Genomic DNA, 14999 nt, shown 5'->3' with positions numbered 1-14999 from the left:
CGCCAGTGTCCAGCGTTATCGCTCAAGGCTCCTTGATTTGCATCAAGCACCGGTGGCGCGCCGCACCACCGTCTGTCCCGTTCACCAGGTCAGATAGAACATGCCTTTGGCCAACAGGACGATGGCCACCATGTGCCCGAACAGGCTGTGGTGAATCACTTTCAGGTAACGGGCCTTCATGCGCCCGCGCCTGAACAGAAACATCGCGGTGAAGAAATGCATGAGCACGCTGGTGGCCAACAGGATTTTCAACAGCAGCAAGGTGCCGAACGACGATGCCAACGGCGCGGCCAGGACCGGCAGGTAGCGCAACCAGACCATGCCCAGCCCGGCACCGAACAACGCCAGCAAGACCCAGGGCATCAGGGTCCTGGCGCGCCGGCCGATGCCCTGCTCGAGCAACAGCATGACCCTGGCCGGTAGCTGCTTGCGGATACTTTCCAGGAACAGGACTTCGAAGAACACCGTGCCGATAAACACCAGCGCAGCAAACAGGTGCACCGTCAACAGCAGCGGATAGCTCATGTGACCCCCGGAACAGCTTCGGCCCAGCGTTGTGCCGCCTGGTGATCGCTGTCGCGCCCCTCGACCCACCGCGCCTCCTGTGCCCCTTGCTCCTTCTTCCAGAACGGCGCACGGGTTTTCAGGTAGTCCATGACAAAGGCACAGGCCTCGAAAGCCGCCTGGCGGTGGCTGCTGGTGACCCCGACAAAGACGATCGGGTCCCCTGGCTGCAAGGCGCCGACCCGATGGATGAGTTTCAGGCCCAGCAGCGGCCAGCGCTGGTGGGCCTCGTCGACGATCTTGCCCAGGGCCTTTTCGGTCATGCCCGGGTAGTGCTCAAGGAACATCCCGCACACGTCCTGGCCTGCGTTGAAATCCCGCACATAACCGACAAAGCTCACCACCGCGCCCACCCCTGCGCTGCCGGCCTGCAGGGCGTTGAGTTCGGCGCCGGGGTCAAAGCAGGCGGCCTGCACTCGAATCATCATCTCAGCCCCCTGTCACCGTGGGGAAGAACGCCACTTCATCGCCGTCCTTCAGGGGTTCATCGAGCCCGCACATGTCCTGGTTGCGAGCACACATGAGGTGCTGCTCGGCCAGCACCTGCCAGGCGCCGGAGCGGCCTACCAGGTGCTGGCGCAATTGATCGAGCGAGGCAAACTCCCCCTCGACGACTTCGGCGTCGCGCCCCAGGGTTTCGCGGTAGCGGGAGAAATAATGCACAGTGAGTTTCATGGGGTTGGCGCCTCATAGATACCGCTCTTGCCGCCGCTCTTGTGCAGCAGGCGCACCGACTCGATGCTCATGCCACGGTCCACCGCCTTGCACATGTCATACAGCGTCAAGGCGGCGACGCTGGCGGCGGTCAACGCTTCCATCTCGACCCCGGTCTGCCCGGCCAGCTTACAGCCTGCGACAACACGCACCCGATTGTCGCTCTCCAGGCTCAACGTCACGCTGACACTGCTCAGCAGCAACGGATGACACAGCGGAATCAACTCGCTGGTACGCTTGGCCGCCTGGATCCCGGCAATCCGCGCCACCGCGAACACGTCTCCCTTGGGATGGCCACCGCTGACAATCAACTGCGCGGTTTCGGCACGCATCCGCACCCAGGCTTCGGCGATGGCTTCGCGGCAGGTCACGCTTTTTTCGGTGACATCGACCATCCGCGCGTGGCCATCGGAATCGAGGTGAGTCAGCACAACTTCGCTCATGGGCAACAGGCCTTGTGGTTTCGACGACAGCAACGGGTTGTCCTGCAGGCTACAGCGTCGGCCGGCCCAGGCGATTGACGGTGATCAAGAAACCCCCTCGACCGGGAAAACCCGAAAGGTAGAGACAGGTACTTTTCGATTGGGCAATCGCCAGTAAACTATGCGCTTGCGACCTGACGCATGCTGCGCATGAGAACCGATATGAACACCCAGTTTGAGACAAGTGATGCCCCTGAGCACAGGATCCCGCGTGATGAACACCGTCACCACGCCCTCCATCAGCCAACGGTGGTAACCCCATGATCGAGGTCACCGAGGTTTCCATTGCCCAGCTGCGCGCGGCGCTCGAATCCGGCCAGGCCACGGCGGTTGAGCTGGTCCAGGCCTATCTCGCCAGGATCGAGGCCTACGACGGCCCCGACACGCCCACCGCCCTCAACGCGGTGGTGGTGCGCAACCCCGACGCACTCAAGGAGGCGCAGGCCTCCGATGCCCGGCGGGCCAAGGGCCAGGCACTGGGTCCGCTCGATGGCATCCCCTATACCGCCAAGGACAGTTACCTGGTCAAGGGGCTCACCGCGGCCTCTGGCAGCCCGGCCTTCGCCAACCTGATCGCCCATCGCGATGCGTTCACCATCGAACGGCTGCGCGCCGCGGGCGCGATCTGCCTGGGCAAGACCAACATGCCGCCCATGGCCAACGGCGGCATGCAGCGCGGGGTCTACGGCCGGGCGGAGAGTCCGTACAACGCGGACTACCTGACCGCCCCCTTCGCCTCCGGCTCGTCCAACGGCGCGGGCACCGCCACCGCGGCCAGTTTCGCCGCGTTCGGCCTGGCCGAAGAAACCTGGTCGAGCGGACGGGGCCCGGCCTCGAACAATGGCTTGTGTGCCTATACGCCGTCGCGTGGGGTGATCTCGGTACGTGGCAACTGGCCGCTGACGCCCACCATGGACGTTGTCGTGCCGTTTGCCAGAACCATGGCGGACCTGCTCGAAGTGCTCGACGTGGTCGTCGCGGAGGACCCCGACACCCGGGGCGATCTGTGGCGCATGCAACCCTGGGTGCCCCTGCCGAGCGTCGCCTCGGTGCGTCCGGCCTCCTACCAGGCACTCGCCGCGAATGCCTCGGCACTGGCGGGCAAGCGCCTGGGCGTGCCGCGCATGTACATCAATGCCGACCCCGAAGCGGGCACGGCGGATGCGCCCGGTATCGGTGGCCCGACAGGCCAGCGCATCCACACCCGACCCTCGGTGATCGGGCTCTGGGAAGCGGCTCGCCAGGCACTTGAAGCCGCTGGCGCCGACGTGATCGAGGTCGACTTCCCGCTGGTCTCCAATTGCGAGGGTGATCGTCCCGGTGCGCCGACCGTATACAACCGCGGCCTGGTGTCCAAGGAGTTCCTGCACCATGAGTTGTGGGACCTGACGGCCTGGGCGTTCGATGACTTTCTCCAGGCCAATGGCGACCCCAGGTTGAACCGCCTGGTCGACGTGGACGGACCGCTGATTTTCCCCCACGACCCGGGAACCCTCCCCAACCGGGAAGGCGACCTTGCCGCGGGCATGGACGAGTACGTGCGGATGGCCGAGCGCGGCATCACCCCCTGGGACCAGATAAGCACCGTGCCTGATGGATTGCGGGGCCTGGAGCAGACCCGGCGCATCGATCTCGAGGACTGGATGGACCGGTTGGGGCTCGATGCGGTGCTGTTTCCGACAGTGGCCGACGTGGCGCCGGCGAATGCCGATGTCGATCCGCAGGCGGCGGACATTGCCTGGAGCAACGGCGTCTGGGTCGCCAACGGCAACCTTGCCATCCGCCACTTGGGCGTGCCCACGGTCACCGTGCCGATGGGCGTCATGCCGGACATCGGCATGCCCGTCGGACTGACGTTTGCCGGTCGGGCCTATGACGATTCGACGCTGCTGCGCTTGGCCTCGGCATTCGAGTCGACCGGGACCCAGCGCTTGATCCCGCCTCGAACCCCACCGCTGCTGGCGGACAAGCCATAGCCGTTGGCGGGATTGGAGCCGTGCGCGCTCCAATCCCGCCCGGGGTCCGGCAACCACTGCGCTTACAAATACGGCGTGATATTGCCCATCCCGCGCGCCACGTACGCTGCCTTTTCCCCCACCGGGGCCACGTAGTGCAATGCGCTTTCGGCCGCGTCGACACCTTCCAGGCGAGCAATGATCCAGGCCGCGAGATAGGGCGAGGCCAGGCATCCGCCGGCGGTGGCGACGTTGCCTTTGGCGAAGAACGCCTGGTTCAGCACATCAACGCCGGCCGCCTGGACCCAGGGCTTGGTGGTCAGGTCGGTACACGCCGGCACGCCATCGAGCAGACCCAGTTTTGCCAGCACCAGGGTGCCCGAACATTGCGCCCCTAGCAGTTGCCGTGACGGATCAAGCTGCAATTGCCCCATCAGGGCGCTGTCCGCGACGACTTCGCGTGTCAGCGAGCCACTGCCGATGATGACCGCCTCGGCTTCACTGGCCTCGCGCAGCGTGGCGGTGGACTCGATCACCACCCCGTTCATCGAACGGACGCGGGCACTCGGGCTGGCAATCGATACGCGCCATCCCGGTTTCTTGACGCGGTTGAGAACGCCGAGCGCGATGAGGGAGTCGAGCTCGTTGTAACCTTCGAACGTGAGAATCGCGATATGCATGAGGGGGGCCTTCGCACAGAAGTGGCTGGCAGCCGCCGCAGGTCGGCGGTTGTACAGGCGCAGGCTATGGCGAATAATCAGTACAATCAAATTATTGTACTGGATACAACGCCATGGCCCGCTCCCGCTACAAGTCCCTGGTGGACGCGTTCGCCGCCGACATTCGCGCGGGACGCCTGACACCGGGTACGCGCCTGTCCACCCACCGCGAGTTGGCGACCCGCGAAGGCCTGGCACTGGCCACCGCGACCCGTGTCTATGGGGAGTTGGAGGCCATGGGGTTGGTCAGTGGCGAAGCCGGGCGCGGCACCTTTGTCCGGGAGACCTCGTTGCCGCCAGGGCTGGGCATCGACCAGCACGCAGTTGCTTCGGGCGTGCTGGACCTGAACTTCAACTACCCCGCCCTGCCCGGCCAGGCCGAGTTGCTGCGGGGCGCCTTGCGCCAACTGGCGACGTCGGGCGACCTGGAGGCATTGCTGCGCTATCAGCCCCACGGCGGCCGTCCCCATGAGCGCGCCGCCGTGGCCCGGCATCTGCGCTGCCGGGGCCTGGACGTCGGTGAAGAGCAGGTGCTGATGGTCAGTGGCGCCCAGCACGGCCTGGCGACGACCGTCATGGGGCTGCTGCGCCCGGGCGATGTGGTGGCGGTGGATGCCTTGACCTACCCCGGTTTCAAAGTCCTCGCCGACACCCAGCGCCTGGAGCTGGCGCCCATTCCCTCCGCCGGCTGCGAACCGGACCTAGATGCCCTGGCGCACCTGTGCACACGCAGAAAGGTACGGGCGGTATACACCATGCCAACCCTGCACAACCCGTTGGGCTGGGTCGCCAGCGAGGACTGGCGGCAACGCCTGGTGCGCATCGCCCGCGAACATGATCTGATCATCATCGAAGACGCCGCCTATGCCTTCCTCGCCGAAGATCCGCCTGCGCCCCTGGCGGCACGGGCGCCGGAAAGAACGGTGTACGTGTCCGGCCTGTCGAAAAGCGTCGCCACCGGACTGCGCGTCGGCTTTGTCGCGGCGCCTGTCGGCTGGGTCCCGGCCCTGGAAAGAACCATCCGCGCCACGGTGTGGAACACCCCGGGCGTGATGACCTCGATTGCCTGCCAGTGGCTCGACGACGGCACGGTCACGCGACTGGAGGGAGAAAAACGCCAGGACGCCACCCACCGGCAAGCCATGGCCAGGGCCGCGTTGTCCGGCTTGACCTGCATCAGCCATCCCAATTCCTACTTCCTCTGGCTGCCGCTGGGCGAAGAGGTTCGGGCTGACCGGATTGCGACGGCGCTGATGGAGCAGCAGGTTTCAGTGTCCACCGCCGAACCCTTCGCAACCTCCGCTCATCCGCCTCACGCGATCAGGCTCGCGTTGGGTTCGCTGGCGCTGGATGCGCTTGAGCAAGCGCTCGCCAGGGTCAAGCAGGTGGTAGAGGCTCATACTTTCTGAGGGCCGCCGGGAGAGCCGGCAGGCGATAGTATTTTTCCAGCTTGCCGCCCTTGCCCTTGAACGCAATCGGTCTAACAAGCCCGGCTTGCGCCGTACAAGCTTTGCTATCCTGAAGGTGTAGGTGAAGACGCAGACTGATGCGCAAGAGGATAGCAAGGAAACGTGGGGCGCGTTCCGAAGGGTACACGGTTAGAAAGATCTCCGCGCTGGGATCCAGCCCTTATGCCGTGTGAAGCAGAAAAGCCCAATTTGAATAATCTTTTCTGTGAGAGGCCTGATAAACCTTGTAAGCCGGAGACCAGCACCGGCCACCTACTCGATTTCCAAAGCCCGCCTTGTGCGGGCTTTTTCGTATTTGAGACCAAGCGCGGGCTCCCTCGAAAATCCGATACCGGATGTCTGGTATCGGATTTTTTACATCCTTTTCAACTGCATTTACTCGGTCCCGGTGATTTCTCCATAGCCCCCACGCCAGACTGTAATCTACTTTTTTGACTCGTAAACAACCATGGTTTACAGTGATAAAAATCAGTTTACACGATGACTTGAAATGACCAGGTTACGAGACGACATCAAGGTTTACATCGAATCGACACTGGGTGTGGAGGCGCACCTGAACCCGACCTCTGAGCTGAGGGTTCCCTTTCATATCAAGGATGCCTACACCCTCCTCCACCTGAACATTCTGATCAGCAGCAAATCGACACTCTCGATGCTTCTGCTACTGCCTGTGGAAGATGAATATCCCGGCGCCGTGGCACTCGGAAAACACATCACGCTAGTACGAAAAGCAACGGACGAGGTGGTGGTGTACGTGTGCAAATCCCTGTCGGCGCCTGAGCGCCGCAGCCTGATCGCACATCACATCAATTTCATCCAGCCCGGCTACCAGATGTTCATTCCCGAGCTTGCCATGGATCTGCGCGAGAGCGTTCGCACCCGTAGAAATGAAGAAGAGGTAACGGTCTTGCTACCCGCAGCACAGGCCATGTTACTGGGCTGCCTGACTCAAAACTGGGGAAGCGATACGCTCTATACGTCTAATGCCATCATGGGCGGGTTCAACTACAGCCGCGTTACCCTCTCCAAAGTGATTAACCAGCTTCTGAAACTACGCATTCTGGAAGCCGCACCAAGCCAGGGGTTCATGAATGTGTATTCGTTCGGATCTTCTCGTACTCGGGTTTTCAGCCATGCACGCCGGTACATGCGCTCACCCGTCAAGCGAAAGGTCGCCATCGACAGAAAGCTACCCCTGGTGAACGGCATTTTTCTCGCCGGCGAGACCGCACTCGCGAAATACACAATGCTTGCCGAGCCCGTACAGCCGGTCTATGGCATGACCAAGAAACAGTTCGATGCCATGGTCGAACAGAACGCGCTCAAGGTGGCGGACTCAGTGGATGAAACCAGGGCATGGGTCGAAATCTGGGCCTACAGAAGCCTCAAGACTGAAAACCATATAGCAGATGAAGCATCGTTACTGCTGAGTCTGGAGGACAACCCGGATGAACGTATCCAGATAGCGCTGGATGAAATCAAGGAGAAGGTCGAATGGCTGAAATCAGAGGACTAGATGTTTTCGCAAAGCACTTCAACGCCTATCGCGATCAGTACGTACTGATTGGTGGTGTTGCCTCCTGGCTGACGATGGATGAGGCCGGGGAATCGTTCCGGACCACCAAGGATCTGGACATCGTTCTGGTCATTGAGGCACTGAATACTGAGTTTGTTGTCCACTTCTGGGACTTCATCAAGGCAGGTGGATATCAGATCAAGCAAGTTGGTGGCGAGAGACCCATTTTCTACCGTTTTCAGAATCCGGAAAATGATACTTTCCCCGTACAGATTGAACTGTTTTCTCGTGCTCCCGAAGGACTTGAGCACCCGAGAATGCCACCCTGACACCCATTCCCACAGACGAATCGGTATCCAGTCTGTCCGCAATTCTGCTCGACGATACCTACTATGCATTTCTCATAGATGGCCTGCAGAACACTGCAGCAGTGACCTACATCAAGGCCGACCGGCTGATTCCATTCAAAGCGCTTGCCTGGCTCGACTTGTCAGCCCGTAAACAGGCCGGGGAGCAAGTAGACAGTAAGAACATTCGCAAGCATCGAAATGATGTATTGCAGCTGAGCGGTCAATTGACAGATGACCCCATTCAATTGCCAGACAGCATCCGGAATGACATGAGAGCGTTTCTGGATCGCCTGGCGAAAGAAGAAATTGATCTGAAGGCCATTTGCCTGAAGGGAACGCTGGACAGGATCATTGAGCGCCTGACGGCGAGTTTCGGATTGCAGTAACAAGACACCTGACGTTTCGTATTGGGCGCCAGGCCAGCCCCCTCGGACCGAGGAACGCCCACCCGCCTGGGTGAGCGTTCTCGGGTTCTACCCACTCAAGCCTTGCGGCCTGCCTCGGGCAACGCGGCCATGGCGGACGAGCGGGCCAGCAGGTAATACAGCATGCCCGGCACCACCAGCCCGACGATCCAGGAAATATCCACGCCACCCAACTGCGCGACCATCGGTCCCGAGTAGAAATGGGTGTCGACAAACGGCAACTGGATCAACACGCCGACGACGTACGTCCCGATCCCCAGCAGGTTCCAGCGGCCATACCGCCCCGCCGGGTCGGACAATGCCGGGATGTCATAGCGCTCTTTGTTGATGAAGTAGTAATCCACCAGGTTGATCGCGCTCCAGGGAGTGAAGAAGGTCAGCAGGAACAGGATGAAATACTTGAACGAGGTGAGAAACGAGTACTGCCCCAGCAGCGCCAGCGTGGTGGATGCCGCGACAATCAGCAGCACGAATACCATGCGTTGCCCGGCGGTAATCTCCAGGCGACGGCGGAAGCCGCTGATGATGGTGGCCACGCACATGAAGCTGCCGTAGGCATTGAGGGTGGACACCGTGACCTTGCCGAAGACCACGCTCAGGTACAGCAAGGAGGCCATCACCCCGGTGCTGCCCAGGCCGACGATGGTCGCGACTTCATGCCCGCGAAAATTGGCACCGGCCAACGCCGCGGCAAACACCCCCAGCACCATCGACGCCTGGGCGCCCAGCACTGTGCCCAGGCCGACGGCGGCGAAGGTTTTCCACGACGACGTCTTGCTCGGCAGGTAGCGCGAGTAGTCGGCCACGTAGGGACCAAAGGCGATCTGCCAGGATGCCGACAGGGACACCGCCAGCAGGAAGGTGCTCCAGCTGAAGTGGCGATTGTCCAGCAACAGGCCGATGTCGTTGAGGGTCATCAGGCGGGTAAACAGGTAAGCAAAGGCAATGATGCCCAGCACACTGGCCACCCGGCCCACCAGGTGAATGACCCGATAGCCGAAGATCGTCAGGAAGGCGATGCAGGCGGCAAAAATCAGGATGCCGGCGCTGTCGCTGACACTGATCAACTGGGCGATGGCCTGCCCTGACAGCACCGCGCCAGTGGCGCTGAACCCGAGGTACATCAGGCACACCAGCACAATCGGGATGGCCGCGCCATAGACGCCGAACTGCACGCGGCTGGAGATCATCTGCGGCAGCCCGAGCTTGGGCCCCTGCGCTGCGTGCAGCGCCACCACCGCGCCGCCCAGCAGTTGGCCGATCAGCAAGCCGATCAGCGACCAGAACACATCGCCACCCAGCACCACGGCCAGGGCCCCGGTGACGATGGCGGTGATCTGCAGGTTGGCGCCGAGCCACAAGGTGAACTGGCTGTAGAGACTGCCGTGACGCTCGGCCTCGGGGATGAAATCGATCGAGCGTGTCTCGATCAGTGAACTGCGTTTGGGACTATCGATGACCTGGGTCATGGGGGTGTTTCCTTGGCGGAACCGAAAGCGGCTGTTGTTTTTGTTGTACGGGCAGGAACTTAGAACGTTTTGCTGGCGCTGGCTACCACCGTGGCCCCGCACAGGTCGTCATAGCCGTACCAGCTGGCGCATTCGTTTTTTGACAGGTCGGTGTCGACATAGCTCAGCCCCCAGGTCACGCCCACGAAGTCACGGGTCAGCTTGGCTTCCCACTCGTAGTAGGACTCGCGGTTATCACCGCTGGCCGTCCAGAACGCCGGATCCTTCACGTCGTTGTGCCCCACGCGCAGGTCCAGGCCGAACTCGGCCGGCAAGGCGAGTGTGTAGCCCACGTAGGCGTACAGGGTGTCCTGGTCTTCACCAAAGTAGTTCGGGGTGTCGTTGGAGTAGTAGGCGCCGAGCTTGACCCCATACAGGTCAAGGACGGCGTAGACCTCGCTCAGGTTAAATTGGCTGTCCTTGGGGTAGTCGTACTTGATGTAGCCAAGGTCGAGGCTGATGGCCTCGGTCGCCTGCCAGTAGTAGCCGGCGTAGTACTCGCGTTCCTGACGCGTATTGTAGCCACCGCCATAGTCCACGTTCGAGGTCCAGGCGCCGATGTACAGGCCACTGCTGTGCAGCAACGTGGCGCCACCCTGGATCGCCGGGTCGCCCAGGGTCTGCGAAATGCCACGGGTGCGATAGTCGCTGACGGCACCCAGGGTGACTTCGAGGCCGAAGTCGTCATTGAGGGTCAGGGCTTGTGCGGTCAGGGGGGCCAGTACCAGGCCGGCCAGGGCGAAGATTGAGCGAGCGTTCATGTAAAACCCTTATTGTTGTTTTTGAGTGTGCGGGTAAATTCGGGCAAGGCGCTGCCAGGCCCCTTGATGCGGGAGGAGCCAGGCAGTTGTTGCGGGCGACGGGTGAAGCGCTGGTCAGGATGCCGGGCCGTACACCTGTTTGCCGGCAAAGAAGGTGTTCAGGACCTTGGTTTCGAACAGGTCCTCGTTGCTGACCTTGAACACATCGCGGTCGAGGATGATCAGGTCAGCCTGCTTGCCGGGCGCCAGCGAGCCGATCTGCTTGTCCAGGCGCAGGGTCTTGGCGGCGTTGAGGGTGTAGGCCTGGAACATGGTCTGGCGGTCGACGCTTTCCTTGGCGTTCAACACTCCCAGCGGCCCCTTGCGCGTGATGGCCTGGGCAATCGCGTTCCATGGGTTGGGGTTGGACACCGGCCAGTCACTGGCACCGGCGATCGTCGCACCCGCGTGTTGCAGGGACCTGGCCGGGTACTGGTAACCGTAGGCAAAGGCGCTGATGTATGGCTTGACCAGTTCGACCGTGTAGCTCTCACTGGTGGCCCAGAGCAATTGCATGGAGGCGATCACCCCCAGTTGCTTGAAGCGCGGGAACTCCTTGGGGTTGACCAGTTGCAGGTGGCTGATGCTGTGGGGCATTGGCTTCGGATTGAGCTTGCGCGCGTATTCAAAGCCATTGAGCGACTCGCGTACGGCCCGGTCGCCGACCGCATGCATGTGCACGATCCAGTCACGCTTCTCCGCCGCCACCACCAGTTCACCGAAGTGCGCCGGGTCGATCAGCAGTTGCCCGTTCTTGTGGCTGTTCTTGAACGGCACGATGACCGCGGCGGTTTGCCCCGGGTACTCCAGGACACCGTCGGCAAACACCTTGATGCCGGGGAACGTCAGGTTGGGCACACCCTCGAACTTCTTCATCACCGTGGCCAGGACTTCCAGGTCTGCGGGCGTGCTCTTCGGGTTGGTTACCAGCAGCGCCGCGACGTGGGCCGTCAGCTCGCCCTTCTGCGCCAGCTCACGGTACAGCGGCAGTACGCCGACACTGTCCGGGGTGGCCTTGAAGTCGAACAGCGAATCTTCGCTGCCGCCGTTCGAGGCCGCGTCCATCCAGGCGGTGACACCAAATTCATTGTTGATCTTCACCGCCTCGCGGGCGGCCTTGACCATGGTCTGCTCATCCGGCGCGGGAATGCCGTTGCGCACCTTGTCCCAAAGCGACTCGGCAAAGTAGCCGTTAGGGGTGAAGTCCGCCTCGTGGCCCACATAGCCGCGCTCTTTTTCCGGCAGCCCCTTGACCATGGCCGCGTCGATCTGCAGACGCTTGAGCATGGCGTTGTTGGCCCAGCCGGTATGCCCGTCGATCCCGCTGAAAACGATCGGCTGGTCAGCCCAGCGGCCCTGGTTGAATACCTTCCCCAGCTCGCGGCTTTTTTCCCAGTAGGCCGAACTCGCCCCGGCAATACTGATCACGTCACCGGCACGGGCGCGGCCGGCCTTATCCTCCTCGATCAACCACTGCTCGAGCTCCGGCAGCGGCTTGACTTCGTCCAGCAGGTTGGCACGCAGGCTGTCGAACGCGCCCACCACCGGGTGGCTATGGGTATCGATCATCCCGGGCATCAGCACCTTGCCCGCCAGATCGATGCGCTGGGTGCTGGCATCGGCCAGGGCGTTGATTTCGGCATCGCTGCCAACCTTGAGAATCTTGCCATCCTGCACCGCTACCGCCTGGACCAGCCCTTGTCCGGGTTCGGCGGTGTATACCTTGCCGTTGAACAGTACGAGATCGGCGGCGGCCATCGCCTGCACCGAGGATAAGGCCAATGCGGCGGCCAACAGGTTTGGAATAAATCTTTGCATCGGAACGCTCTCTAGTTTTCTATTGGGCGGATCGGGAAATCGAAGCCTGGGTCGACGCCGCCGGCGCAAGACCGGTGAACGGTGCCTTGGCCCACACCACCTTGCCGCCGACCAGGGTCAGCAGCACGCTATTGCGAGCCAGTTCTTCTTCAGGTGCCTGCATGAAGTTCTTGTCCAGCACGATCAGGTCAGCGAACTTGCCGACCTCGAGCGAGCCGACGACGGCCTCCAGGCGCAGTTGCTCGGCGGCATTCAAGGTGATGGACCGCAGCACTTCAGCCCGCGTCAAAGCAGGGTCGCCATTGAGCCGGCCGGCGTATTTGGGGCCATAGCTGTGGGGGTTCAACGGATCGCCCGAGCGGGTTACGCCGATCTTCAGCGCGAGGAATTCATCCAGCGGATCAACCGGCCAGTCGCTGCCATAGGCCACCCGGCCACCCGCGCGGCTGATGCTGCCCGAGGGTTCCATGCGGGCAAAACGCTCGGCGCCCAGGTGCTCGTTGGTGCCGTCGACCGTGGACGGCGCCTGCTGGGCCCACTGGAATGACATATTGGCGGTCACGTCCAGCGCCTTGAAGCGCCCGTAATCGGCGGGGTCCACCGTCTCGGCATGGGTGATCGCCGGACGGAAGCCATTGCCGGGCAATTGGCGGCGCACGTATTCAATGCTATTGAGCGCATCGCGCACCGCTCGCTCCCCGGTGGCGTGCAAGTGCGGATCGAGGCCGGCCTGGACTGCCTGCAGCAGCAACGGATTGAGCACTTGCGCCGGGAAGTACAGCTCGCCGAGGTTTTTCCCGGGGGTCCACTGGGGCGCCTTGTCGGTTCCGGCGTTGTGCAGGTAGGGGGTCAACAGGGCTCCGGTGTCGGCCGGGGCGTTGATGATGCCGTCCATGAACAGTTTGACGTGACGCATGTTCACCCCCGGCGCCACCTTGGCCTCGCCCTGGTCGAAGGTGCTGGCCAGCGTCTTGGCCTCGGCGATGGTCTTGGCCGGGTCCGCCGCCGCAGCGGCCGGGTCCAGCTTGATCGCCAGCAAGGCCCGGGCCGTCAACTCGCCCGACTGTTGCAGGGCGCTGAAGGCCTTGGCGTTTTCCGGACCCGACAGGGCATCGAAGAAGCTGGTAATGCCTTGCTGGCGCAGGGCATCCAGCGCGGCACGGGCCTGGTTCAGCTTCTCGGCGTCAGTGGCTGGCGGCACCACCGCGGCCATGGCCTCGGCCGCACCGTCCTCGCAGATACCGGTCGGGTTGCCAGCACTGTCGCGGGCGTACTTGCCGTCGCCCGGGTTCACGGTGTCCTTGTTGATGCCGGCGAGCGCCAGGCCACGGGAGTTGGTCAATACGGTATGGAAGTCGGTGGAGCGGACCTGAATCGGGCGGTCCGTCTTCAATGCGTCCAGGGTCGACTTGTCGGCGTCGCCGTCGAGCCCGGTCATGCCCATGCGGTCCCAACTGCCCACCTCAAGCCAGACATCGGAGCCCTTGTCCTTGTCGGCATCCAGGCACGCCTGAATGCTCGCCTGGAAAGCCGCCCGGGTCATCGTCTGGTACTTCAGGTCGCACAAGGTCATGGCGCGCCCGCCGTCACCCGGGTGCATGTGGGCGTCGATGAAACCCGGCATCAACATGCGCCCCGCCAGATCCACCTGTTGTGTCTGTGCACCGATGTACGGGCCGAGCCCGGCATCGCCGCCCACGTAGACGATCTTGCCGCCGGCAATGGCAATCGCCTGCTGCACCGAGTCGCGACCATCGACGGTGTAGACGTAACCGTTGCGCATGACCATGTCTGCTGGCGCTGCGGCCTGCACCTGCCCCGCCAGGGCCATGCAGGAAAACACCGTTGTCGTGGAGATGGCGATAAACAACCTGGACAATCTCAAATGCCTCACCCCTGTTCTTATAATTGTGGAAGTGGCCCTGACACGCTGCCGTGCAACCTGTGAGGTATGCAGGGCACACCCTATAGAACGCGGGAGCGGAAAGGACCTCCACAAATGAGGAGGGGCAAGAGCAGGCTTGCGCCCACAAAGACAGGCCAGCGCCCGCCAATCAAGCCGCAGGGCCTGTGTGAGCGACAGCCTTGATCACATGGCTGCCACGGGGCATGTGTACGCCGCCTCTGTTCTTGCCTGAGCGCGGTCTCCGTGGCGAGGGAGCTTGCTCCCGCTGGGGTGTGAAACGCCCCCAACAAGACGGTTGCGATCTTTCAGGTAAACCCCGGTGACAGGCCTTGGGCCTGCTGCGCAGCCCAGCGCGAGCAAGCTCGCTCGCCACGGGCATGTGTACGACGCCACTCTTCTTGACTGACCGCTGTCATTGTGGCGAGGGAGCTTGCTCCCGCTGGGGCGCGAAGCGGCCCCAACAAGACGGTTGCGATCTTTCAGGTAAACCCCGGTGACAGGCCTTGGGCCTGCTGCGCAGCCCAGCGCGAGCAAGCCACGGGGCATGTGTACGACGCCCCTCTCCTTGCCTGAACGCGGCCTTCGTGGCGAGGGAGCTTGCTCCCGCTGGGGCGTGAAACGCCCCCAACAAGAAGGTTGCGGTCCTTCAGGTAAACCCCGGTGACAGGCCTTGGGCCTGCTGCGCAGCCCAGCGCGAGCAAGCTCGCTCGCCACGGGCATGTGTACGACGCCACTCTTCTTGACTGACCGCTGTCATTGTGGCGAGGGAGCTT

At 62.5% G+C, this 14999-nt stretch carries 14 protein-coding genes; 5 read left to right on the top strand and 9 right to left on the bottom strand.

Features of this window, described 5'->3' with window-relative positions; all coding sequences use genetic code 11:
- Window positions 1-81: 81 nt before the first annotated feature.
- From CKW25_RS21740 to moaC, 4 genes are read right to left on the bottom strand one after another with little or no spacing between them, the layout of a single operon-like run.
- Entirely contained in the window at window positions 82-525 is a 444-nt protein-coding gene (locus tag CKW25_RS21740) for a CopD family copper resistance protein (protein WP_095082406.1), read from the bottom strand.
- On the bottom strand, window positions 522-992 hold the full coding sequence (gene moaE, locus CKW25_RS21735; RefSeq protein WP_095082404.1) for a molybdopterin synthase catalytic subunit MoaE: 471 nt from the start codon (window positions 990-992) through the stop codon (window positions 522-524). The genes CKW25_RS21740 and moaE overlap by 4 nt, the downstream gene beginning before the upstream one ends.
- A gap of 1 nt (window position 993) precedes the next feature.
- Window positions 994-1239 carry a MoaD/ThiS family protein gene (locus CKW25_RS21730; RefSeq protein WP_095082402.1) on the bottom strand — a complete coding sequence of 82 codons (246 nt, stop codon included), beginning with the start codon at window positions 1237-1239 and terminating at the stop codon, window positions 994-996.
- On the bottom strand, window positions 1236-1709 hold the full coding sequence (gene moaC / locus CKW25_RS21725) for a cyclic pyranopterin monophosphate synthase MoaC (protein WP_095082566.1): 474 nt from the start codon (window positions 1707-1709) through the stop codon (window positions 1236-1238). The genes CKW25_RS21730 and moaC overlap by 4 nt, the downstream gene beginning before the upstream one ends.
- Before the next feature lie 311 nt (window positions 1710-2020).
- Between moaC and CKW25_RS21720 the strand changes: the two genes are divergently transcribed.
- The gene (locus tag CKW25_RS21720) at window positions 2021-3736 is read left to right on the top strand and encodes an amidase (RefSeq protein WP_095082400.1); all 1716 of its coding nucleotides are present in this window, start codon (window positions 2021-2023) and stop codon (window positions 3734-3736) included.
- A 62-nt stretch (window positions 3737-3798) separates the two neighbouring features.
- Here the strand turns inward: CKW25_RS21720 and CKW25_RS21715 are convergent, their stop codons facing one another.
- Window positions 3799-4395 (bottom strand): DJ-1/PfpI family protein, encoded by a 597-nt coding sequence (locus CKW25_RS21715; protein ID WP_095082564.1) that lies wholly within the window; start codon window positions 4393-4395, stop codon window positions 3799-3801.
- Window positions 4396-4508: 113 nt separating this feature from the next.
- Here CKW25_RS21715 and CKW25_RS21710 point away from each other — a divergent pair, with 113 nt between their 5' ends.
- From CKW25_RS21710 to CKW25_RS27130, 4 genes are all read left to right on the top strand, one after another.
- Window positions 4509-5843 carry a PLP-dependent aminotransferase family protein gene (locus tag CKW25_RS21710; RefSeq protein ID WP_095082398.1) on the top strand — a complete coding sequence of 445 codons (1335 nt, stop codon included), beginning with the start codon at window positions 4509-4511 and terminating at the stop codon, window positions 5841-5843.
- 550 nt (window positions 5844-6393) lie between these two features.
- Complete coding sequence (locus CKW25_RS21705) at window positions 6394-7419, top strand: hypothetical protein (RefSeq protein ID WP_095082396.1); 1026 nt, start codon at window positions 6394-6396, stop codon at window positions 7417-7419.
- Window positions 7398-7748: a hypothetical protein gene (locus CKW25_RS27135; protein WP_256578004.1), complete on the top strand. Its 351-nt coding sequence runs from the start codon at window positions 7398-7400 to the stop codon at window positions 7746-7748. The genes CKW25_RS21705 and CKW25_RS27135 overlap by 22 nt, the downstream gene beginning before the upstream one ends.
- 101 nt (window positions 7749-7849) lie before the next feature.
- A complete protein-coding gene (locus CKW25_RS27130) occupies window positions 7850-8155 on the top strand; it encodes a hypothetical protein (RefSeq protein ID WP_256578003.1) in 306 nt (101 codons plus the stop codon).
- 95 nt (window positions 8156-8250) lie between these two features.
- Here the strand turns inward: CKW25_RS27130 and CKW25_RS21695 are convergent, their stop codons facing one another.
- From CKW25_RS21695 to CKW25_RS21680, 4 genes are all read right to left on the bottom strand, one after another.
- The gene (locus CKW25_RS21695; RefSeq protein WP_095082394.1) at window positions 8251-9663 is read right to left on the bottom strand and encodes a cytosine permease; all 1413 of its coding nucleotides are present in this window, start codon (window positions 9661-9663) and stop codon (window positions 8251-8253) included.
- Between the two features lie 59 nt (window positions 9664-9722).
- On the bottom strand, window positions 9723-10463 hold the full coding sequence (locus CKW25_RS21690) for a TorF family putative porin (RefSeq protein WP_095082392.1): 741 nt from the start codon (window positions 10461-10463) through the stop codon (window positions 9723-9725).
- 114 nt (window positions 10464-10577) lie between these two features.
- Window positions 10578-12320, bottom strand: coding sequence for an amidohydrolase (locus CKW25_RS21685; protein WP_095082390.1), 1743 nt, complete (start codon window positions 12318-12320; stop codon window positions 10578-10580).
- A gap of 19 nt (window positions 12321-12339) precedes the next feature.
- Window positions 12340-14205, bottom strand: coding sequence for an amidohydrolase (locus CKW25_RS21680; RefSeq protein WP_095082388.1), 1866 nt, complete (start codon window positions 14203-14205; stop codon window positions 12340-12342).
- Window positions 14206-14999: the final 794 nt, after the last annotated feature.

This window comes from Pseudomonas sp. Irchel s3h17 (assembly GCF_900187505.1).
Lineage (GTDB): Bacteria > Pseudomonadota > Gammaproteobacteria > Pseudomonadales > Pseudomonadaceae > Aquipseudomonas.
Note: the sequence above shows the minus strand (reverse complement) of the source record. Positions and strands in the feature narration are given on the sequence as shown.